Source organism: Capsulimonas corticalis (assembly GCF_003574315.2).
Taxonomy (GTDB): domain Bacteria; phylum Armatimonadota; class Armatimonadia; order Armatimonadales; family Capsulimonadaceae; genus Capsulimonas; species Capsulimonas corticalis.
Window position 1 is genome coordinate 6,662,920 of sequence record NZ_AP025739.1, and the last position, 22,532, is coordinate 6,685,451.

The following is a 22,532-nucleotide window of genomic DNA, read 5'->3' on the forward strand; positions in this document are numbered from 1 at the left end:
CGATGGGAGTGATGGGTCTCGCGGCGAGTGAGCAGGCGAGCGCTCCATACCGACAGAGTACCCGAAACGACGCGGTATTTTGGATACGTATACGCACGTGGCTTCGAGAAGTTTTTTCACGCGGAATTAGCCGCCGTAACCCAGCCCAAATCCATAGGGAAACAGCGGGGCGACTGTCTTGTCGTCGTAATGCAAGGGAATCTGATCCATGGAGCGCGGCCATGGAAATGAGAGCTTGCCGGTGGGTTTGTAGTCGCCGAAGAGGACATCGGCGATCCCCTGCCCTTCCGTGCCGGGAAGCCAGGCCGCAACCAGGGCGTCGGCTTGGTTCACGACGTCGCCGAGGATGATCGGCCGGCCGGAGAGCACGACAACCACGACGGGGATATTCGCCTTTTTGAGATTGGCGACGGCGTCGCTGTCTTCCTGAGACAGCGTCAGATCGGCGCGGTCGCCGAACCATTCCGCGTAGGGGCTCTCGCCAATGACCACGACGCCCAGGCTCGCGCCTTCGGCGCCTGTCCCATCTTTGGAGTAGGTCACAACGGCGTCTTTGGATACCGTGCTTTTGACGGCGCTCAAGATGCTGGTTCCCCCAGGGACATCGCCCATCTGTCCCTGCCAGTTCAACGTCCAGCCGCCGCACTGCATGCCGATGTTATCCCCGCCGCGCCCGCAGATATGAATGTGCTTAATCGTTTTCGCGATAGGAAGCGTCTGGCGCTCGTTCTTCAGCAGCACGAGCGATTCGCGCACGGCCTGGCGGGCGATCTTGCGATGCTCGACGCCGCCGAAGGCCGCCTGGAGCTTTTCGTTCGCCGCCGCCGTGAACTTCTTGTCCATCAATCCCATCGCGAGCTTGACGCGCAGGATACGCAGCGCGGCGTCGTCGATCCGCGACGGCGTCACTTTGCCTTCTCCCACCAGCGCCTTCAAATCGTCAAAGAACGTCTGATATCGGTCCGTGATCATGAACATATCCATGCCGGCGTTCACGGAGGTCGCGATATCTTGCTTGTAGTCCGGGCCAAGCAGGTTGATGGCGTCCCAGTCCGAGATCAGGAAGCCTTCGAAACCCATTTCTTTTTTGAGGATGTCGGTCAGCAGATGCGCGTTCGCCGAGCACGGGACGCCGTTCCAGCTGCTGAACGACGGCATGATCGTCCCCACCCCCGCCTGGATCGCGCCGGCGTATCCGGGGAGGTGGACACGGCGCAGAGTCGCCTCATCGATCCGCGCGTCGCCCCGGTCCAGCCCATGTCCGTCCTTGGCGTAGCCGCTTCCATAAGCCGTTCCTCCGTCCGCGGCGAAGTGCTTGGCGCACGCCAGCGTGGACGCGGCGTCGGAAAGCCTGCCGCCCTGCAGCCCCTCGACCGCCGCCGCGCCCAGCAGCGACGCCAGCGCCGGATCCTGCCCGTAGCCTTCGTAAGTGCGGCCCCAGCGCTCATCCTGCGGAACGGCGACACACGGCGCGAAGCTCCAGTTAATCCCCGTCGCGCGCACTTCCTCGGCGGTCGCCCGCGCCGCCTGGCGCACGATGTTTGGATCGCGGGAGGCGCCCAGGCCGATGTTGTGGGGAAACACAACCGCGCCCGGAACGTTGCCGTTGCCATGCAGCGCATCCTCGCCATAGAGGATCGGAATGGCGAGGCGCGTGCTCAGGGCGCTCGTTTGAAAGCCCTGCACCATCGCCGTCCAGCCCTTGAGATTGTGGTCTTCGGGATTGCGTGGACCGGAGCCGCCGCCGCTCAGAATGGAGCCCAGATGATACTTCACGATATCATTCGGATCCTTGAGCGAGCCGTGCTCGACCTGCATCATCTGTCCGATCTTCTCATCCAGCGTCATCGTCGCCAGCAGCGCGCGCGCCCGCCGGTCCTGATCCAAAAACTGCTTCTGTCCGGGCCGCGCCTCGGCGCTTACGCCGGCGAGGGAAAACAAGATCAGAGAAGCAAGAAACGCAAGCGGCGTTTTGGCGCCGGGAATGAGGATTTTCACGACGACAGAGTACCCCAAACGGCAGGATAATCTTAAATCGGCGCCCGCTAATCTTCTACCCGGTGAACGGTGTTCGGCGCGAACGCGGGAAGGCAGACGGCGATGTATTCGGCGCCGCTGTCGGCGGGGGTGCTGTACTGCACCCACTCACCGCCCGGAACGATCACGGCCTGGCCGGCCCCGACATCCAGGTGGGATCCATCGGAGGAAGTGACGCGCAGCACGACGGTGTATTCGGCGAACTCCGGCGTCTGGGCGGGCTCCGTCCAGCCGCCGGGGCTGGTCATCCGGGCGACGCTCAGATCCGGCGTTCCGGAGTTGACGCGGCCAATGAACTCTTCGATCAATTTGGGCTTGTTGCCCGCCGCTTCGATGACGGCGGGCGCGGCGATCAATTTCGGCATGGTGATGATCCTCGTGTATCGCAAAGAATTCGCCCCTTAGGACGCTGCGCTATTGTGGCATATGGAGACCCGAAAACACGCGAAAGATTCGCCCAACCGTTCTCAGAATCATCTAATCTTCCTCTAACGCCGTTCTAATCGCCGCAGGTAATAATACCGGGTGACCGTGAACGACCAGATCCACTGAAAAGAGGAATGAAATGGAAACTTCCAAGATGATCCGAGGGCTTCAAGCCGCCGTCGCTCTCGCCGCGTTCGGACTGTCGGCCGCCGGCGCCGCTACGCCTCCCAAGCCGAAGATTACTTCGGCGCAGGCGGAAGCCGCCGCCGTGCGCAAGGTTCCCGGGAAAGCGATGTCGTCGAAGTATGAGTTCGAGGACGGCCGCTGGCAATACGCCGTGATCGTCAAGGGCAAAGACGGCCTCTACGAAGTCGAAGTCAGCTCATCCACCGGCAAGGTTCTCGACCAGGAAAAGACCAGCGCGGCGGAGGAAAGCAAGGAAGCCGCCGCGGACAAAGCGGCCGCCGCGAAGCATCCCGTCAAGTAGCCCCATGCCCACGGCGAAAAGCCGTGGGCATGGCCTCCTCTTCCCAAACGCGCCTTTCCATAAGTATTTTCTAATGTAATCTTAACGACCCTCTAATTCTGGCCTATTACAATTACCGGGAAATCACGCACACCGGACAGGCGGCGCCCGATCCATGCACCTCGCAACTCTCTTCTGCGCGAAGTACTTATTCGCTCTTCCGATCGCGCTGCTCCTTTGGGGATGGATCTCGGCGAACGCCCGCGATCGGCGCGCGCTGCTCATCCGTGGAGTGGTCGCGTTGATCGTCGGCGTTGCGCTGGCGAAGGGCGGCGGCGCGCTTTACGACGATCCACGGCCATTTGTCGTCGGCCATTTCCCCCCGATGATCGCCCATGCGCCCGACAACGGCTTTCCCTCCGACCATTCTCTGCTCGTATTTTCCTGCGCGCTCCTGCTCTGGCCGTTCGACCGGCGGCTCTGCGCCGCCGCATTCGTCTGCGCGGCCCTGGTCGGCGCGGGCCGGGTGGCGAGCGGGCTGCATCATCCGATCGATGTCCTTGCGAGCCTCGCGTTCGCGGGGATCGGATGCGCGGCGGGAGTAGCCATATCCAGAATTCGAGATCAAAATCATCACGCACTGCAGAAAGGCGACATACATTGAAGAAGAATAAAACACTCTCCCCCCTGCTCACCCTAGGGGCTTTCGGATTACTGCTCGGCGCGGCGGGGATGCCGGCGCACGCCGCGGACCCCGACTATCACGTAGTCCGTAAAATTTCGCTGGAAGGCGACGGCGGCTGGGATTACCTCACGGTGGACAGCGCCAACCGCCGCATCTATGTCTCGCGCTCGACGCATGTCAATGTCGTGGACGCGGACAGCGGCAAGACGGTCGGCGATATCACGGGACTCAGCGGCGTGCATGGGATCGCCATCGACGACAAGGGCGGCAAGGGCTACATCAGCAACGGCCGCTCGAACAGCGTCACGGTCTTCGATCTGAAGACGCTGGCGAAGCTCCAGGAGATTTCGGTCGGCGAAGGGCCGGACGCGATTATCTTTGATGCGGCGTCGGATCGGATTTTCACATTCAATGGAAAAGGAAACTCCGCCACGGCGATCGACGCCAAGGACGGCAAAGTCGCGGGAACGATCGCTCTGGGCGGACGCCCGGAGTTCGCCGCCCCGGACGGCAAAGGAAAGATTTACGACAACCTGGAGGATAAGGGAGCGGTCATTGCGATCAACAGCAAAGCGCTGACCTTGATCGGCCAGCCCTGGCCCCTGGGCGCGGAATCGCCGTCGGGCCTCGCGATCGACGCGAAGAACCGCCGGATCTTCAGCGTGTGCGACGGCAGCAAAATGGTCGTTCTAAACGCGGACACCGGCGCCGTCGTCGCGACGCCCGCAATCGGCGACGGTCCGGACGCCGCCACGTATGATTCCAAGCTCAAGCTCGCCTTCAGCCCGAACGGCCAGGACGGCACTCTGACCGTCATCCGGCAGGTCACGCCGGACAAATACGAAGTCGCCTCCACCGTCACGACCCAGGCCGGAGCGCGAACCATGGCGCTGGACGCCAAGACCCACCACGTCTTCCTGATGACGGCCAAGCAGCTCCCCGCCGACCCGCCCGCCGCCGGCGAAACCCGCCCGCGACGCCACTACGAACCGGGCTCGTTCACCCTTCTGGAACTGGCTCCGTAAGAACGCAGAAACGCCGGGGTGAATACTCACCCCGGCGCTTCTTCCTAATCCTACTAGATTCTACCTACCACCGCGCTTCGGCTGCCCGGCCCCCCTTGGCATACCCACCCCGGCGCTTCGGTCGCCCCTTGGCAAACCCACCCCGGCCCTGCGGGCCACCCCTCCCGCCGACGGGAAGGGTTATTTCAGAGTGTGTTATCGCAGGCGGTCTTCGTAAGAGACAATCCTAAAAAACCCTTCCCGTCGGCGGGAGGGGTGGCCCGCAGGGCCGGGGTGGGTATGCCAAGGGGGGCCGGGCAGCCGAAGCGCCGGGGGGACCGGACAGCCGAGGCGCGAGGTGGGTTTGCCGGCAGCCGAAGCGCGAGGGTAGGTCACTCGGGCGGCCGAAGACCGCGGCGGGAGCTGTCACCCAATGCGGGCAATCGGTGTTGCGCGAGGGCAGCCACAGGTTTGGTTTACCTGGACTACACGCGGCGCTTCATAAACCATTTGCGCAGGGCCGCCTGGGATTCGGCGAACTTGCCTTCGGCCTCAAAGCCGTTCATCTCGTCCTGCAGGGTCTTCAGTTCGGGATCGTTGGGCTTTTCGGTGCGGGCTTGCTCTAACGTCTGGCGCAGCACTTCGGTAAATTCGGCGGCGGACTTGTATGATGGCTGTTTGGGCGCGGCTGGTCTGGTCTCTCTCATTTAGAATTTCCCCTTTACTGAAATGATCGAATCGAGGTCTCGCCGGGCGAGGCCTGAAGTCCGGGCGGAATGCCGGAAATAAAAAAACGAAATAAAAAAGGCGTGGCTGAAAATATCAGCCACGCCTTTTCGCGATTGCTTAGTAGCGGTTGCCGCCACCGCCGCCATAACCACCGCCGCTGCCGCCGCTGCTGCGACCACCGCCGCCGCCATAACCACCGCCGCTGCCGCCGCGGCTTCCGCCGCCGCTGCCGCCACGATCTTCGCGGGGCTTGGACTCATTGACGGTCAGGGAGCGGCCGTCAACGCTGCGGCCGTTCATGGACGCGATCGCCTGCTGCGCTTCGTCCTCGGTCGCCATCTCCACGAAGCCGAAGCCACGGGATTCGCCGGTGTAGCGGTCAGTGATGACCTGCGCGCTTGCAACGTTGCCGACTTCGGCGAAGAGCTGGTTCAGGTCCTGGTCTTTTGTCTGGTAGCTGAGGTTACCAACATACAGTTTGGTCGTCATTGTGATAGGGTTCCATTCAAGTGAAGCCTTTATTTTTAGGGAACAGTTAGGCGACTGATGTGGAATCGGATGGACGACGGCAAAACCGAAGGAATCCAACAGGACACAGGAGAGGGCACAGAACCGATTACCAAAAACAAATAGCCGCCGAGCGTTTCTCGGCGTTAAATAAATTATACCCCGTGTTTGTCAATTACAAACAATTATTTTCAAAGAATATTACGATTGCACAGATCCCCACCCTGCTTTCTACCCTCACATCGCTTCCGGATCGCGGATTGCTCCGGCAAAGAGCAGAGTCCCAGTGGCGTTGTCCCGAATGGCGCAGAAAAAAGGGCGATCAACACGCATGACGTTCACTGGCGGCATTTTGACTGATGCAGTCATGTAAATTTCCGTAGAGGCGGCGGCGATCGTCCCCTCTTCATCCACCTCCAGGATCGCCTTATGCCTCGCGGCGCTGATTAAGCCGTCCCTCAACCCCATCGGAGAAAAGTTCGCCCCAGGCTGGAATGCTGCTCCCATACCGAGCGAGGCAAGCGCGTCATTGAGACGCGCTTCGTATGAAACATGGAACCGGGGCATGATCATCGTCATTGACGCAGGTCTCATATTCTGGAGCAAATCGTTCCAGTCCGACGGATGAAACGTGCTCAGAAACGCATTCAGGCCGCCAGAATCCTTGGGAGCGATAATATACAGACTAATCCGTCCATCGCCATAGGGCAAACTGACCGCTTGCAGAGTCTTTGAGTCCAGATAGTTGAACGTTGCGTCCTGACTCATAAACGGAAGTGTCTTCACCCGCGCACTCGCCAGATGGAAAAGGCCGTTACGGGTCAATGGTTTCTCGAATGCGCTGCCCCACTTTCCATGAAAGTAGACGGCGTTCGTCAGCACCATTTGAGAATCGGCGATGTCGCTGGGCGAAACGATTTTGTCGATCTTGCCATTTGTTTTGTTATCAACCCATGAATTGATTGTGTCAGCGGCGGAGGGCGACGAAAAATCCAGCGCTGCCGCCTGCGCGTCATAGGATTGGACGCAAATCTGCTGAAATGCGGCGCTGGGCGTGATTCCTTTTCCTACCCAAATCGAGTTGGCGACGCTGAGATCGACTTGCGGATCGGCGCTCTCCAGGGACGGCAGCAGCAAAGTGTTCGCGCTGTTAATATCCTTGATCGCGATTCCTTGCAGACCAAGTGTCTGCGAGATCGTCGCCTGCGTCGATCCATCGGCGCCGTTCATCGCCACCGTGAGCGCCTGCGTGACGCCGAAAGGCGAGAAGAATACATTCGCGTCGGTTTTCTCCAGCGCCAGTCGCCGGAGCAAGCGAAAGCCGAAATCGGTATTCGCCGCCGCAACCTGCCGGACATGCGCATCCGCCGCCACGACCTTGACGTCCCGAGCGGGCGGCGCCCCCTGCCCACAGCCTGCGAGAAGCGACACCGCTCCGAAAACACAAACGCAGGAGGGCATGCCCCAAAATCGTCCGGCTGTCGGCATATGAAACTCCCTTTCGATGCGTAACGTATTTCGCATCACGAAATAAGAAGTTTCAAGACGAAGGAAGCTAGCTAAAAGTTCCGCGAACCGAGATCGTAAATGCTCGGACGATGCAGGAGAGCGCTCTCAAGAGAACGTTAAGGACACACCTGCATAATCGTCGCCGCCGGCGAGCATTCCCAGGAGTAAAGGGCGCTGTCCTTCGGCTCGGGGGCGCGCAGCCAGAACTTGGACCAGGTGATCCCTTCGGAGTTTCGCTGATCCCAGGCGGCGTTCGCATTCGTTTGCAGCCATGCGTTGAATGAGGTGTCGCCGGATTTCGCCGCGTAGTATCCGGCCCAGCGGCAGAGGATGCCTTTGAAACCGGGAAGATCGGTGTTCGGGCCGCCCCCGTACTCCTCGTTGAAGATATTGGGCGCGTGCTGGCCGCAAAGATCGTCCTTCGCGGTTTGGAGCGCGAGCTTGGCGTCGGCGTATCGCCCGAGCATGGCCGCGCCGCCGGCGAAGGTGCCTTGATTGTAGGTGGAGACCCAGTGATTGATCTTGCCTTTGGTATCGATGGAGTCGGATACGGCGTTCTTGGACAGATCGCACATGATCGGATTCTTCTCGTAGTTCTCAAACAGGGTAACGGCGCGCTCTTTATACACGTCCCCCTGACCGGCGTTGAACAGCAGCATCGCGGCGATCACGCCGGGGCCGTTCACGCAGCCGTTCTTGCAGGTCTTGTCGGTGGTCCACCACAGCCCGGGGATCAGCTCGGTGTCGTAGGCGCGGGACCATACCAGGTCGAAGTTCTCTTTGGCGTACTTCAAAAAGGTGGTGTTGCCGGTGAGGTTGTAGGCGCGCGTGAACGCCATGCTGGCCCACAAAATATCGTCGTTGTAGATATTGCTCGCCCAGCTGCGGCCGTGTTCGAGCACAAACCCGTTGCACAGTTCGGTGACCTGCTGCTTGTACTTCGGGTTTCTCTCGGCGGCGTCTTCCACGGTTTCGATCTGCTCGGCGTACTGCCAGAAGTTACTCTGATGTCCGCCGGCGCTGGTCATCCGAAACGACCCCATGCCTTTGTCCACCTTGTAAAAGGCTTTGTTGTAGGCGTCCATCGCCAGATCGCGCGTCGCCGAATCCGGCGACTTCGCCTGCGCGGCGACACTGCCGCCCAGCACTGCGGCCACGGACGCCGCCAGCAAAACACCGCCGGTCGCCATCAACTGCGTTACGAACATACCGTCTCCAATCTTTCACACACGAACAGGACCAAAACGCGCCATTTCATAAGTATTGTATCACTGTGAGACCGAGGCGTCAAGAGTCCATTTCTGGCCAAACACGATGCGTGCTCGGGTGCGTTTGATTGGCGGCCTTGGCGGGTACGAACCGGACAGGCTGCAAATAGGCCGCAGCGGAAAATTGGAGGCGCGCAATGGATTCCCTGGCGATCACAAAGGCGATCGAAGATCAAGAATGGCTGGCCCCGGTGGCGGACGGGCTGCAAAAGGCCGTGGAGACGACATACGCGGCGGGCGGCGACGCGGGTCGCAAAGTCGAGGACGCCCTGCACGGCGTTTGGCTGGGGCATCCGCTGCACGCCGTCCTCACGGATATTCCCCTCGGCGCGTGGTCGGTGGCGGCGGCGCTGGACACCCTGGAGGCGATCGGCGACGACAAATACGCGGCCGGAGCCGACGCCGCCGTGGGGATCGGTCTGCTCGGCGCGCTCGGCTCGGCCGTCACCGGGCTGACGGACTGGTATCGGCTCAGCGGAAAAACCACCAAGCGCCTCGGCGGCGCGCATGCGCTGATCAACATCTCGGCCACCGCGCTTTACGGCGCTTCCTATGTGATGCGCAAGCGCAGCAACCGCGGAGCCGGCCGCGCGCTCGCGCTGCTTGGCTTCGGCGCCGTGAGCGCCGGGGCGTTTCTGGGCGGCATGCTCGTTTACTATCAGAAGATCGGCGTGGATCATTCCAAGCGCGAAGAACTGGCCGATGAGTTCGTGGATGTCCTCGACTGGGACGATCTGGAAGAAAACACCCCCAAGCGCGTCGAAGCGAACGGCCAGCCCGTCGTGCTCGTCCGCCAGGGCGAGAAAATCTACGCCCTCGCCGACGCCTGCGCCCACCTGGGCGGTCCCCTCTCCGAAGGCAAAGTGTGCGACGGCGGCATCGTCTGTCCCTGGCACGAATCCCGCTTCGCCCTCAAAGACGGCAAAGTGCTGGACGGCCCTTCAACCTTCGCCCAGCCGCACTACGAGACGCGGGTGCAAGACGGCAAAGTTCAAGTCAAATACGGCGATCCGGTGCTGGAAGTGTGAATAAGGATTTGGTATGGCGCCAAGAAAGGCCGCCGGAGACAGCGCAAAGACGCTGCTTCCGGCGGCCTTAAATTCGACGCGCCGCAAGGAACGCTTACGGAATGATTTTCACCTGGTCCGGGCTGGCCAGCTCGATTTGGGGAGCGCCGTGTGGGTTCGCGCTGAATACGCCGGTGATCAGGACATGCTTGCCGGCAAGCTGGCTTGTATCGGGGAACTTGGCGTAATCGTCGGGCTTCATTGAGGCCGTGAGTGCGTCCCGGTAGTGCGGAGCAAAATCCAGAATGACGATATTATGGTTATGTGGCGAGTAGACCTGGCTGACAACGCCTTGAAACGCGCCAGGTTTGCCGATCATCTTCCGCGCGTCCGCAAGTGCTTTGGCGTCAAGCGCCTGCCCAACGGATTTGTCCGAGGCGTCGATCGTGGCGAACGCCGCCTTGGCGGCCACTGAGGACTGAGCCGGAAGAACTTTCTCCTCAGTCTCCGCATCTAACGATGCGGAGGATCCGCCGCCGATATTTTCCGACAGCACGAACGGCTTGGCGGCGGCTGACTTGCGCGGAGTCGATATCTCAGCATGGGACACGGTCGTCAAGGCCGCAGCCGACGTCAAAAGCAACAAGGCGCTGTAAAATCGCATGGTCATGCACTTCCTATCGATGTCGCTTACGACGGGTTGGACGGGAATGGGACGTTATCACGACCATCCTGTAGAGTCCAAATTTGGTTGGGATCCTGCGTGATGTCGTAGCCCTGCTTCTCCGGAACACGGGATTTGACGTGACCGTCACAGAACAGATAGTTGTTGCGTGTTCCGTGATAAGGCTTGTCGGGAGACTGAGCGGTATACCAGAACTTTTGCTCGGCGGTAAGGCTGTTCCAGAACCCCTTGACTCGGAACCACGAGCCATACCCCTGAGACGATCCGGTGTACTGGTTGTTTGCGGGACCGTCTTCCGTCATGCCTTCATACAGCAGATCCGTATTGGCCGGCGAGTTGATGCGGGAAAGCGTGATGGGATAGTCCAGGTCGCCCAGCGGTTTGTCCGTGCCGTTTTTAACTACCTCATCGGAGACGCGCGGATAATATGAGTCGGGGTCCGTGATATTCTTGCAGCCTGCGCTCCCGCTGGCGCACTGGTAAGTTGAGCCCGGGTTCGTCAAAAACTCATTCATGCCGTACGTGCGTGGGTAGCTGCGAAAATTGATGACGCTGCTCTGGTAGTGATTAGTGAGGTCAGGGCAAGTCCAGACGGAAGCGATGCTATTGGCCGAATGGTTCTTGATATACGGCTCCAACGGGGACGAACCGTTGTTGTCGTAGTAAGCGTACTGATACTTGGAGACGAGGGCGTCGTCATTGTCCACGGAGTACTGAAGGAACGCAAGTCCCAGCTGCTTCATGTTGGAGACACACATCGTTTGCCGCGCTTTTTCGCGGGCCTGAGCGAAGACAGGGAAAAGGATGGCGGCAAGAATCGCAATAATTGCGATAACCACGAGCAATTCAATCAGCGTAAAGCCGATGCGACCGTCGTGTTTGTTCGGCAGCGACATATCTATTACTCCTCGCGCAGGGCGTCAATTGAGTAAACTTAATGAAGAAATCTCAACTGCGCTGGAGTTATGTTACCAGTGGTAAGCCCAGGATCGTGTTAAGGGAAGATTAAATTTAGACAGGGCGGGCGCAATCGTTGCGCCCGCCCTGCTTTGCTTCCCGATATTCGATTGTTAGCCTTCGAAACGGCCGGAATCGCCGCGTGGGTTACGCGGAGAACGAACCGCCGTACTGGCTCAGGATCTGGCGGACCTGAGCGGCGTCCGCGCCGCTGGTGGTGTCGACGGCGACCAGGACGTGGCCGCTCTCGACGGCGCCGCCGTAGTAGCGCGCTTCGTCATCGTTGTATCCAGCTTTGGCGAACGCGCCGGCGACCGCGCCGGACGTTGCGCCGACGACCGCGCCGGAGGCGATCGCGCCGCCGGTCACGCCGAGGGCGTGGGCCAGGAAGCCTGCCGTGACGAACGGTCCCACGCCCGGGATGGCGAGCGCCGCGAGACCGAAGAGAGCGCCGACGCCGGCGCCGGCCGCGAGGCCCTTGCCGACACGGCTGCCGTCGCCGTCATTGGCCGCGACAGCGGCCGAGCCGTCGCCGGTGCTGATCGTATGGCCGTCATGCTGCGCGACAACGGCGAGTTGATCGTCGTTGACGCCGCTCTGGCGCAAAGCGCTCACGGCCTGCTCGGCCTGCGCGCGGTCCGCGAAGACTGCGGTAACACGGTTCGTGGTTGTCGGAAGTGTGGTCGTCATGGTCATCCTAACCTTCTGCACTGAAGTGCGGCTTTGCTAATCAAGATTGAAACGTAGTTTGTATTCCCACGCACAGCCTTATTACCCTCCGCATCTCACGCGCAAACCGAGCAGGCGGACCAATATCACGATCTCATAGACGATTTCGGGGAAGTTATGCCCAGGCGGGCTCGGGGCGAGAGCGATGCTGCTCGATGACGACAGTGGTGCCGCCGGGGCCGGTCAGCACGTAAACAAAATCGGCGAAGCTGATGATCAGCTTGAAGCCGTGCCCCAGCGTGCCGGCGGAGGAATAGCCCTTGCGGAACATCGCGTCCGGAAGGCGGCTATAGTCGATGCCTTTGCCGCGATCGACGATCCAGACCTGGATGACGCCGCACTCCCCGTCGGTCCGCACGCGGACATCGCCGCCGCCCGCGTGCACATACGCGTTCATGCACGCTTCGGACACGGCTGTCAGCAGGTCATCCGTCCTCTCATCGGCGAAACCGCACCTCACGGCCGTAGCCAGCGCCGCTTGACGAAGGCGGAAGATATCGTCCGCCTCCTGGATCGTCGCCTCCATCTCCAGTCTTGGCGCCGGGGACGGCAAGTCGCCGGGGCTTTCACAGAGAATCAGCCGCCCGTCCGTCATCGACGAAAGCATGTTGACCTGAAACTCGCGCTGCTGGCGCGAGGCTTCCACCGCCTCGGTCATCAAACGGGCGTTCTCGATCAGCGCGTCCTCCCGCTGCCGGACCGCCCTCTCTCGCGCCGCTTCCGCGATCTTGCGCTCGGAGATCTCCCGCTCCGCGTCTTGATACAGACGCGCATTGTCGATCGCCATCGCCGCGCGCCGAGACAGCTCCTGCAAAAAGGAGATCAGCGAAGGACGAAATGATCGCCCGGACTCCGACGACATCGCGAAAGTCATTGCCCCGAGAGTGCGGCCCCTCGCCGACAGCGGAATCGTCAGCGTATCGGTCAGCGCCAGCTGGCGCAGCAGCGAAAGATGATGCTCGTCCACGGCGGCCTTCACGAAGATCTCATCAGTCAAGCCGGTCATGTGCTGGACCTCGCCCGTCCGGATGGCGGAGCCGACGCTGTTGGGGTGCGTCGGATCGGGCGGATAAAGCGTGTAAAGCTCCCGAATAACCGCCTCGCGCTCCGGCAGTTCATGCGCGACGGCGATCCGATCGATCGCGCCGCCGTCGACAATCGCAACCTGGGCGTAATCGGACAGCTCGGGAACCACGAGATGGGCCAGTTGATGCAGCGTTTTCGAATAGTCCAGCGACTCCGTTAAGACCTCGCTGGCCCGCACGAGAAACTCCATGCGCCGCCGGGCGTCGTCCGCCTGCTGTCGCGCCAGCGCCCGGCCCATCGCCAGCGAACACTGTTGGACAAGCTCGTCGAGGAATTCCCGGTCGGCGTCATCGAAAACACGTTCGTCGCGGAACGAAAGGTGAAGCGCGCCCAGCACGCGTCCATGCTCGATCAGCGGCAGGTCCGCCGTGGCGTTCGTGTCCTGGTTCCGCTCCGTCAGATGGGGAAAAATCGCCGCCCACTCGGCGCGCGACGAAGTAAAAAGCGGAGCCATCTGCCGAACGGCGTTGGAAAGCGGGAGATTCGCGTCGATCGGAAAGCTGCGCCAGCGCACCTGCACATCCGCGGGATATCCCTGAGACTGCACGATCTCCAGCAGCCGCCCGTCTTCGCTCACCAGCGCCAGCAGCCCGGCGGTCGCTCCCAGCACGGCGGCGCCGCGATCGACGATCACGCGCGCGACATCACGCGCCGTCACGCACTCCAGTAAACCGGCCGTGAGGGGCTGTAGCCCCGGCGAAGGCGTCATCTCCGTCGGCGGCTCTTCTGAAGGCGGCGTCAATTCCGTCGGTCGTTCTGTATCCATTGCTTCCTTGCGTATTTCACTCTTGCCTGCATTTATAATACCAGCCGCAAGCAGTAATAGCGAAGATCGCATTCAGAAAATGCGCTTCCGAATACGCCCGATGAGGAGCAAACCGGCGCCCAGCCGAAGAATTTTCCGTCAAAAACGTATTCCAGCGATATTTTCGCAGGTTCGGCCTCCCTTCTCGCGGAAATAATGTGATATAATCGTCGGGTTGGATGCGCGCGGAGACCGCGCGCCGCGAAAGGACATTGGAATACTATGGCGTACTCGGCAAAGAGCAAAAAGAGCGGCACCGAATATTTTCTGCACGCTCGCACTGCTGCAAACGGCAAGACAAAGCTTTACTTTTTCGGCAAGGAAGTGAAGGAAGGCGCCGTGGATGAACTTCCCGAAGGCTATGAGGTCTCCGAGAACAGCGCCACGGGATTGCCGATCCTGAAGAAGAAGCAAGCGTAAGAATCGATCTTCCTGGCTCACGGAACTGCGCGGCGACGCCAATTCTCGCCCGGCGGCGCGGACAATTTGTCCGCGCCGCCTTTTTATGAGCCGCTGCACATGTGCAACCGCTTACATAATGACAAAATCTCTCAGAGACACGGCAATATTCATTCATGCCATGCAGCCATAACGTGGTATGAAAGAATATGGGAGAGCGTTCCGGCGCGGCCAATACGGCCTCTTGATTTCGGAGCGATTCGCCAACAATCCCCTTAGGAATAGATACACCCGGCCACGCTCCGGCCGGGAAGGATTGAAAATCGACCATGACCGTTGATCTGTCCAAGGACGAAAGCGCGCGGCTCGCGGCTCTGCGAGAATATCGTATCCTGGACACGGACGCCGAGGAAACGTACGACGCGATCACACGCCTTGCCGCTTTTATCTGCGACGCGCCAATCGCGGCCGTGACGCTGGTGGACGCCGAGCGCCAATGGTTCAAGTCCATCCTGGGCGTGGCCGTGAAGGAAACGCCGCGCAGCATCGCGTTTTGCTCGCACACGATCCAGCAGTCGGATGTCATGGTCGTTTGCAGCGCGACGGATGACGTTCGCTTTGAGAATAACCCCCTCGTGACCGGAGATCCCAAGATCCGGTTTTACGCCGGCGCGCCTCTGATGACCGCCGACGGGCACGCGCTCGGCACGTTGTGCGTCATGGATTACGAGCCGCGCACCCTCACGCAAGGCCAGACGGAGGCGCTGCAAACGCTCGCCGGGCATGTGGTCGCCCAGCTTGAGCTTTCACGGCGTTTCGCCGATCAGGAACGCCTGAGCATGATCATGGAGGCGACCGAGGACGGAGTCTGGGAGTGGCGTCCGGACACCGGCGAATCCTTCTTCTCCCCCCAGTGGAAGCGAATGCTCGGCTATGAAGACCATGAGATGCCCAGCCGCAGCGAAGAGTGGAGCAGCCGCGTCCACCCGGATGACGTGGAAGCCGCCACTGAGGCGTTCGTCGCACACTTTGAACAACCCAACTCCACGCATCACATTCAATACCGAATGCGCCATCGCGACGGCTCCTGGCGCTGGTGGCATAGCCGGGGACGCGCCAGCCACGACCGCCACGGAAACCTCATGCGGGCCGTCGGCACGAACACGGATATCACGGCGCACATGCAGGCCCGCGAGCGCACCGACCATCTGCTCGCCGTCGGAGCCGCGCTGGGCAGCGCGCTGACGACCGGAGACGTGGCGGAATCGATTCTGACGGCGGCCATGCCGATCTTCCAGGCGACCGCCGCGACGGTCGCTTTGCTGGACGCCGGCGCGCGGACTCTGTGCACGATCCGCCTGAAGGGGATCGACGGCGAGCAAACCGAATCCTACGCCGAATTTTCCATCGACACCCCTTCCCCGCTCGCGGACGCCGTGCGCGAGCAGCGGCTGGTGATCGTTCCGTCGAAAAGCGACCCGGCCGAATACCTGGTCGCCGTACCGCTGCTCGCCGGCGGGCGCAGCCTCGGCGGACTTTCCCTCAAGTGTCCGGCCGAACGGTGCCGCGACGACGACCAGGCGACGTTCCTATGGACCCTGGCGAACCAATGCTCCTTGGCGCTGGAGCGCGCCCGTCTTTACGACAACGCGCTGCATGAGGCAAAGATTCGCCGGCAGGCGCAGGACGCCCTTCAGGAAAGCGACGCCCGCAAAAGCGCCATGCTGGAAGCCGCCCTGGACTGCATCATCACGATCGACGCGGATGAGCTGGTGCTGGAGTGGAACCCCGCCTGCGAGCGCACCTTCGGCTACTCCCGCGCGGAGACGATTGGCCGCCCGCTGTCCGACCTGATCATCCCGCCCTATATGCGTTCGGGACACGAGCACGGCATCGCGCACTATCACGCCACAGGGGAAGGCCCCGTGCTCAACAAGCGCGTCGAAGTGATGGGAATGCGCAAGGACGGAAGCGAACTGCCGCTCGAACTGACGGCGGTGCCGATCAAAGTGGGCGGACGGACGATGTTCACGGCATACCTGCGCGATCTCACCGAACGCAAGCAGCTGGAGGAGGAGCGCGAGCGAGCGCTGCGCGCGGCGGAGGAGCGAGCCGACCGAGACCCGCTGACCGGCCTGCTCAACCATCGCGCCTTCCATAAGCGTCTGGAAGAAGAAGCGGCCCGGGTCGAGCGCGAAGGATCGTCGCTTACCATCGTCATGATGGACCTGGACAACTTCAAGTTCTTCAACGATGTGTACGGCCACACCGTCGGCGACGACGTGCTTCGCCAGGTGGCGAAGCGTCTTCAGTCGATCTGCCGCTCTTACGATTCCATTGCCCGCTTCGGCGGCGACGAATTCGCGCTGCTGATGCCCAGCGCCAGCGGCACGCCCACATCGGAGCTCGAAGCGCGGCTGCGCACGGATCTGGACGACATTGTCTTTTGCCCGGACGGCCATACGATGAATATCCCCATCACCGTATCGTTCGGGGTCGCCGCGCTCAGCCAGCTCGATATGAACTGGCACGAAACCGTGCGCCTCGCGGACGAGCGCCTGCGCCGGGCGAAGACCGGCGGCGCCGCGGAGACCGAAGCCGACCACGTGCGCGCGCTGATGTCGGGCCGCGTGGACGGCTTCTCCATGCTCGATGCGCTGGTGAACGCCGTGGACAACAAAGACCGCTACACGCGCCGCCACTCCGAGGACGTCATGCTTTACAGCGTCATGATCGCCGAGGAGCTGGGTTTGAGCGACGTTGAAAAGCATACCGTCGCGGTCTCCGCGCTTCTCCACGATGTCGGCAAGATCGGCGTTCCGGACGCCGTCCTGCGCAAACCCGGAAAGCTCACCGACGCCGAATTCGAGACGATACGGCAGCACCCCATGATGGGCGCCATCATGGTCAGCGCCGCGCACGGCCTGGAAGACACGCTCGACGCCGTCCGGCACCACCACGAACGGTGGGACGGCCTGGGCTACCCCTTCGGTCTGAAGGGCGAGGATTGCCCCCTGATCGCGCGGCTGATGGCCGTCGCGGACGCCTACAGCGCCATGACCACCGACCGCCCCTACCGAAAGGGCATGCCTCGCGTGATCGCGGAGGATATCCTCGCGGCGGGAGCCGGGACACAGTGGGACCCCAAATGCGTTCAGGCGTTCCTCCGCGCGCTCAAGCGCGACGAGGCTTGCGTCGCGGTCTGATGAAGCTTCTGTGTCGCGATACTCACCTCACGCATCTTTCGGGTATCCTAATGTCCTATTTCACGGAGAGAAAGGTCGCCTCCCATGTCGCGTCACTCAGGATTTTTCCACCATGTTTACTTTTGGCTTCGCGAGGGCGGCGGGGCTGAGGACGCCCGGGCGCTCGCCGACGGCTGCCGCAAGCACCTCTCGGACATTCCCGGCGTGCAAAGCATCACGGTCGCCACGCCCGCCGGCACCCCGCGCGCCGTCGTGGACAACACCTACGCCGTAGCGCTGCTGATGGAGTTCGCGGATCAAGCGGCGCATGACGGATACCAGGAACATCCCGACCATCTGAAATTTATCGACGAATGCAAACACTTATGGAGCCGCGTGCAGATCTACGATGCCGTGCCTGACGGCGCATAATCGCACGATCGGCCGGGGTGTCCTCACGGCTGTGAGAAGGCCCGTAACCAAAATCAATCGCCCCCTGCCGGCGGCGCCGGCAGGAATTTCCGCTTGTTCCGCATAATCAGCCCAAATCGCAACCGGCGCTTCAGAGTCAATGACTATGTCGGCTTTTCCCAATAGCTCTGACCGAAAAAAGCTGATCCCTCCGAAGTTCTTCGAAAACAGCGATCAAGCGTGGGGGCCGCCGGCCGTCAAGATCGCAGCGCTCGTCGCTGCGGCGGCCGCCTTTCGCATTGCGCTCAATCCCGTGCTGGACGACCGCGTTCCCTTTATCACCTTCTTCCCCGCCATCGTCTATGGAGCCTGGCTGCTTGGCTGGCGCGGCGGGATGCTCGCGACGGCGCTAGCGGCGCTTGTGGGCTCGCTCTTCATCATGAAGACAGATCCCAATGTTCCGGGCGATGAGTTCGCCGACCAGTTCTCCCTGCTGATGTTTCTGTTCTCCGGGACCGCCGTGTCGGCGCTGGGCCAGGCGCAGTCGGCCGCGCGGCGCCAGGGGCTGAAGCGCGAGGACGAACTGCGCGTCAAGGCCGAGCGGGAAGCGCTGCTCAACGAGATCGGTCAGGCGATCCGCGCGACGATCGATCCGCAAGAGATCCAGCAGGCGGCCGTGCAGGCGCTCGGCGCGGCGCTCCAGGCGGACCGCTGCTATTTCGCAACCTATGACTATACGCGAGACACGATCTTTGTCGGCTCGGATTGGAGCCGCACGAACCTGCCGGCGGTCGCCGGCCAGTATCGTCTGACGGATTACCTGCCATGCCTGGATGCGCTGTTCGCCTCCCGGACGACCTGTATTGCCGAGGACACGGCGGCGTGCGGTTTCCCATCGGCGGCGGAGGAGATTTTGGCGCGCGGCCGCCTGCGCGCCCTGATCGCCGTACCATTCTACGACGAAGGGCGATTGTCGGCGGCGCTGATCGCGGGAATGGCGGACGGACCGCGCGCCTGGACGCCGGACGAAGCGGCTCTGATGGAGGCGGCGGCGGAGCAGACACGCACGGCGCTTGCGACGGCGCTGATCGCCCAGCGTGAGCACGCCATCGCGACCAAGCTTCAGGATGCTCTACAGCCGTCGCTGCCGGACGACATTCCTGGTCTGGCGCTGGCGGAGTACTATAAGCCGGCGCTATCCGAAGCCGCGATCGGCGGCGACTTTTATGACGTCTTCGCGCTGAACCCCACCTGCGCCGCCCTGGTCGTCGCGGACCTGTCCGGCAAGGGACTGGCGGCGGCCGCGCAGGTCGCCATCGTCCGCAATATGCTTCGGTATGTGCTTTACACCGACAGCACGCTCGCGCAATCGATCGCCGCGCTCAACCAGACCCTCGCCGGCCGGGGATTGCTGCCGGGATTCGCCACACTCTTCGCCGGCTGCTACGACCACGCCGCGCGGGAGATCCGCTACGTCAACTGCGGCCAGGAGCCCGCGCTGCTCTGGCGGTCGGCGACGGGATGTATCGAAGAGCTTCCGGCCACCGGCCCGGTCGTCGGCATGAACCCCGGCGGTCAGTTCGCCGAGCAGTCCACATCGTTTGCGCCGGGAGACGTCTTCGTCATATTCACCGACGGCCTCACCGAAGCCGGCCCGCGACGATTGCGGCTTCTCGGTGTCGCGGGCGTCACCGCGATCCTGCGGGAAATTATGGGAGCATCGCTTCCAGAATCCCCTCAGGAGAAGGCGGCCGCCATCGTAGCGCGTCTCATCGCCAGCGTGGACGCCTTCGCCGAAAGCGGCGCCCGCGACGATGTCTGTCTGCTGGTCGCCGTCGCGAAATGACGGATCTCCCCGGCCACGATGGAATCGCTCCTCCTTCCTGCGGTCATTGACAGAAGAGACAGGGCGCCCTATAATGCCATTACCGTAAACGATTACGGCAATAAAAGAGAGCCCTTCCCTTCGGATTTCGCGCAGGAGTTTTATGAAGCCGCTTTGTTGCCTTTGTTTGTTCTTTCTCGCAGTTGTGTCCGGTCACGCGCAAAAAATCGCTGGCGGTCACCCCTCCGCGCCCAAATTTCGGATCGCCGCTTATGTGCCCGAATATCGAATTCTCGCGCTGAATCCGGACTTCGTCTCTCACATCACCGATTTGATATTCTTCTCCCTGGAGCCAACGCCGGACGGCGGCATTGACCGTTCGCGGCTGACTCCGGCGATGGAGGCGAAACTCGCAGCGATCAAGCGGCGTTACCCCGTGCGAATGATCGCCGCCTTCGGCGGCGCGGACCGCTCGCAGTCGTTCGCGGCGATGGCGACCGACGCCGGGCGCCGCCGGCGTTTTATCACGAATCTCACCCGATTTCTGACCGACCATGGATTTGAAGGGGTCGATTATGACTGGGAGTTCCCCGACAACCCGGCGGAGAAAAACGGGCTGACGGCGCTGGTCGTCGAAACAAAGCGAGCCCTGTCGCCGCTTGGCTTGCAGGTCAGCGTCGCCACCGCGCCGGGAGATTGGTTCGACAGGAAGCTCATCGCCGCCGTCGATCAGTTCAACCTGATGTCCTACTATGACGACGCGCACCGGGGCGGTCTGGCCGTTTCTCAGTCCGACGTCGATCATTTGATTCGTAACGGCGCGAAGCCCGGCCAGATTTCTCTCGGCCTTCCCTTCTTCGCCGAAAGCCTCATGACGGGCAGTGACGAAGAAACGTTTTACGCCAAGCTTGCCGAGAAATATCATCCCAAGCCAAAAGAAGACGCCGCTGGCGATTACGTGTTCAACGGAGTGCAGACCGTCATGGACAAGACCCAGTACGCGCTCGACCGCCGCCTGGGCGGCGTCATGATCTTCGAGCTCGCGCAGGACACACCAGACGGCGCGCTCTCCAAAGCCATCCACAAAACGGTCGATCCCTCCCCCGACCTGCTGAGTCCCGAAGCCGACGGAACGTATCTCTTGACAGCGGACAACGCCGCGCTCGACGGCCCGGCGGCGCGCGTCGAGACCTCGGACGGCGTCTCCGACATCGGCTACTGGACCAGCATCGACGACCGCACCCGCTGGAAGATCGACGTTCCCCCCACCCGCGCCGGCATCTACGCCATGTCCCTGGAATACGCCTGCGCCCCACGCTACGCCGGCAGCGCTCTCACCCTGACCTTCAACGGGGCCCAGCGTCAAACATTCACTCTGACCGTCACCGCGACCAAAGACTGGGACACATTCCAAACCATCCCGCTTCCAGGCCATGTCACGCTCAAAGCCGGCCAGACGACCATCCAGATGCAGGCAAAAACGCTTCCCAGCGGCGACCTCATCAACTTACGCCACGTGATACTCACGCCGATGCCTTAAAGCCAACGCCAAAACTAATCCTGCAAGAAAAGCCGCAACTTTCTTGCGTTCGACGTGTCTCAGTCACAAAGCGGCTTTGTTGTGACGGTAGAAAGGCGGTGGCAGGATGAACGCACATTGGCTGATTGTTCTCGCGCAGATCGTCGCGCTCACGGGATTGGTTGTGCTGTTCGCGTTTTATACAATCACGCCTGCCCGCGCGCAGGCGAGCGCGGGTGGCGGCGGCGTTATGCCCGCGCCGCCGGCTTACGCCATCGCCGTCCGGCTTTTGGCGCAGGGGCGGGACACCGAGGCGATTGACCGGCTGCGCGACGTGGAATCGAGCGCCGCCTATCGTCATACGGCGTACGCGCCGGAAGCTGTTTATATTATTGCGCACATTTATCGGGATCGGCTTCGCGACAATGGACAAGCGATGGCCGCGTATAACTCCCTCGTAACCACCTACGGACTCGCCGCGTTTCCCCACAAGCAGGCGGCGGCGGCTGAGCGCCAGGCTCTCGGCCGTGTGATGGACGCGGCGAACAGCCGCCATCCCTTGTATCGGATTCTGGACTACTTCGTCAAAATTACCGGCCGCCGTTCGTATTCCTTCGCGTCGGCCCTTCTGCTGATCTCCACGTTGGTCCGCCTCGCCATGGCGCCGCTCTCGGCCAAGCAGCAGCGGAGCGCGCGGGAAATGCAGGCGCTCCAGCCGGAGATAAAGAAATTGCAGGCGACGCACAAGGACGACCCGATGCAGCTCTATGAAGCTACGAAAATGCTTCAGGCCGAGCATGGGGTAAACCCGCATCTCGGCTGGATCATGGCCCTGCTGCAAGCGCCGGTCTTCCTGGCAATGTATCAGGCGGTCCAGCTGTACCAATATCACGTCAGCGCCGCGGGATTCCTATGGATCGGCAGCCCGATTGCCGCCGCGCACCCGCAGATCCTGGCGCTCGACCTGGGACTTCCCGACATCCCCCTTTTGATCCTGTACGCCCTCAGCATGGTCATGACCCAGCGCCTGGTTTCGAACGATGATCCCGCCCAAGCGAAAACGATGCAGGCGATGGCGTGGATAACGCCAATCATCTCCTGCCTATGGATCGGCGCACACCACATTGCCTCCGCGTTCGTGCTCTACTGGCTGATCTCCAATATCCTCTCGGCCGCAATCGCTCTGTACTTCTCGCGTAACGGCGCGAGACAAACCGTTAGCGCGAGCCTTTGAGGAAAGATGGGCGTTTGTATCTGGTAGAATAACGTTCTGGGCCGGGATACCATGGGGTA

General features: G+C 61.7%; 20 protein-coding genes. 10 read left to right on the top strand and 10 right to left on the bottom strand.

The genetic code is table 11. From position 1 onward, the window contains the following. Nucleotides 1–126: 126 nt before the first annotated feature. Nucleotides 127–1,998 carry a glycoside hydrolase family 3 protein gene (locus D5261_RS28940; RefSeq protein WP_218025679.1) on the bottom strand — a complete coding sequence of 624 codons (1,872 nt, stop codon included), beginning with the start codon at nt 1,996–1,998 and terminating at the stop codon, nt 127–129. A 47-nt stretch (nt 1,999–2,045) separates the two neighbouring features. Beyond that, entirely contained in the window at nt 2,046–2,402 is a 357-nt protein-coding gene (locus tag D5261_RS28945) for a cupin domain-containing protein (RefSeq protein WP_119322998.1), read from the bottom strand. Between the two features lie 200 nt (nt 2,403–2,602). Between D5261_RS28945 and D5261_RS28950 the strand changes: the two genes are divergently transcribed. The 3 genes from D5261_RS28950 (at nt 2,603) to D5261_RS28960 (ending at nt 4,639) form a co-directional block, all read left to right on the top strand. Beyond that, entirely contained in the window at nt 2,603–2,950 is a 348-nt protein-coding gene (locus D5261_RS28950) for a PepSY domain-containing protein (protein WP_119322997.1), read from the top strand. A gap of 154 nt (nt 2,951–3,104) precedes the next feature. Beyond that, the gene (locus tag D5261_RS28955) at nt 3,105–3,593 is read left to right on the top strand and encodes a phosphatase PAP2 family protein (protein WP_119322996.1); all 489 of its coding nucleotides are present in this window, start codon (nt 3,105–3,107) and stop codon (nt 3,591–3,593) included. Then, nucleotides 3,590–4,639, top strand: coding sequence for a YncE family protein (locus tag D5261_RS28960; protein ID WP_119322995.1), 1,050 nt, complete (start codon nt 3,590–3,592; stop codon nt 4,637–4,639). Before D5261_RS28955 ends, D5261_RS28960 begins: the two co-directional genes overlap by 4 nt. 464 nt (nt 4,640–5,103) lie before the next feature. Here the strand turns inward: D5261_RS28960 and D5261_RS28965 are convergent, their stop codons facing one another. The 4 genes from D5261_RS28965 to D5261_RS28980 form a co-directional block, all read right to left on the bottom strand. After that, the gene (locus D5261_RS28965) at nt 5,104–5,325 is read right to left on the bottom strand and encodes a hypothetical protein (RefSeq protein ID WP_119322994.1); all 222 of its coding nucleotides are present in this window, start codon (nt 5,323–5,325) and stop codon (nt 5,104–5,106) included. 139 nt (nt 5,326–5,464) lie between these two features. Further along, nucleotides 5,465–5,836: an RNA-binding regulator gene (gene rbp / locus D5261_RS28970; protein ID WP_119322993.1), complete on the bottom strand. Its 372-nt coding sequence runs from the start codon at nt 5,834–5,836 to the stop codon at nt 5,465–5,467. 255 nt (nt 5,837–6,091) lie between these two features. Further along, nucleotides 6,092–7,342 carry a serpin family protein gene (locus D5261_RS28975; RefSeq protein ID WP_165864404.1) on the bottom strand — a complete coding sequence of 417 codons (1,251 nt, stop codon included), beginning with the start codon at nt 7,340–7,342 and terminating at the stop codon, nt 6,092–6,094. Nucleotides 7,343–7,479: 137 nt separating this feature from the next. After that, nucleotides 7,480–8,571, bottom strand: a complete 1,092-nt coding sequence (locus D5261_RS28980) for a glycoside hydrolase family 76 protein (RefSeq protein ID WP_119322991.1) — start codon at nt 8,569–8,571, stop codon at nt 7,480–7,482. A 197-nt stretch (nt 8,572–8,768) separates the two neighbouring features. On the opposite strand from D5261_RS28980, the gene D5261_RS28985 reads away from it, so the two are divergent. Continuing rightward, nucleotides 8,769–9,659 (top strand): Rieske (2Fe-2S) protein, encoded by an 891-nt coding sequence (locus D5261_RS28985; RefSeq protein ID WP_119322990.1) that lies wholly within the window; start codon nt 8,769–8,771, stop codon nt 9,657–9,659. 94 nt (nt 9,660–9,753) lie between these two features. Here D5261_RS28985 and D5261_RS28990 read toward each other — a convergent pair whose 3' ends face one another. The 4 genes from D5261_RS28990 to D5261_RS29005 form a co-directional block, all read right to left on the bottom strand. Then, on the bottom strand, nt 9,754–10,308 hold the full coding sequence (locus tag D5261_RS28990) for a hypothetical protein (protein WP_125206138.1): 555 nt from the start codon (nt 10,306–10,308) through the stop codon (nt 9,754–9,756). A gap of 20 nt (nt 10,309–10,328) precedes the next feature. Beyond that, complete coding sequence (locus D5261_RS28995) at nt 10,329–11,219, bottom strand: prepilin-type N-terminal cleavage/methylation domain-containing protein (protein WP_119322988.1); 891 nt, start codon at nt 11,217–11,219, stop codon at nt 10,329–10,331. 208 nt (nt 11,220–11,427) lie between these two features. Next, nucleotides 11,428–11,970 carry a DUF1269 domain-containing protein gene (locus tag D5261_RS29000; protein ID WP_125206137.1) on the bottom strand — a complete coding sequence of 181 codons (543 nt, stop codon included), beginning with the start codon at nt 11,968–11,970 and terminating at the stop codon, nt 11,428–11,430. A gap of 154 nt (nt 11,971–12,124) precedes the next feature. Continuing rightward, nucleotides 12,125–13,861: a GAF domain-containing protein gene (locus D5261_RS29005; protein ID WP_165864403.1), complete on the bottom strand. Its 1,737-nt coding sequence runs from the start codon at nt 13,859–13,861 to the stop codon at nt 12,125–12,127. 261 nt (nt 13,862–14,122) lie between these two features. Here D5261_RS29005 and D5261_RS29010 point away from each other — a divergent pair, with 261 nt between their 5' ends. The 6 genes from D5261_RS29010 (at nt 14,123) to yidC (ending at nt 22,473) form a co-directional block, all read left to right on the top strand. Beyond that, nucleotides 14,123–14,320, top strand: coding sequence for a hypothetical protein (locus tag D5261_RS29010; protein WP_119322985.1), 198 nt, complete (start codon nt 14,123–14,125; stop codon nt 14,318–14,320). A gap of 308 nt (nt 14,321–14,628) precedes the next feature. Further along, a complete protein-coding gene (locus tag D5261_RS29015; protein ID WP_119322984.1) occupies nt 14,629–17,505 on the top strand; it encodes a diguanylate cyclase in 2,877 nt (958 codons plus the stop codon). An 84-nt stretch (nt 17,506–17,589) separates the two neighbouring features. Continuing rightward, nucleotides 17,590–17,916 (top strand): Dabb family protein, encoded by a 327-nt coding sequence (locus D5261_RS29020; RefSeq protein WP_119322983.1) that lies wholly within the window; start codon nt 17,590–17,592, stop codon nt 17,914–17,916. A 145-nt stretch (nt 17,917–18,061) separates the two neighbouring features. Further along, complete coding sequence (locus tag D5261_RS29025) at nt 18,062–19,741, top strand: PP2C family protein-serine/threonine phosphatase (protein ID WP_165864402.1); 1,680 nt, start codon at nt 18,062–18,064, stop codon at nt 19,739–19,741. A gap of 142 nt (nt 19,742–19,883) precedes the next feature. Next, nucleotides 19,884–21,260, top strand: coding sequence for a glycosyl hydrolase family 18 protein (locus D5261_RS29030; protein WP_119322981.1), 1,377 nt, complete (start codon nt 19,884–19,886; stop codon nt 21,258–21,260). A gap of 106 nt (nt 21,261–21,366) precedes the next feature. Further along, nucleotides 21,367–22,473: a YidC/Oxa1 family membrane protein insertase gene (gene yidC / locus D5261_RS29035; protein ID WP_119322980.1), complete on the top strand. Its 1,107-nt coding sequence runs from the start codon at nt 21,367–21,369 to the stop codon at nt 22,471–22,473. The last annotated feature ends 59 nt before the right edge of the window (nt 22,474–22,532 follow it).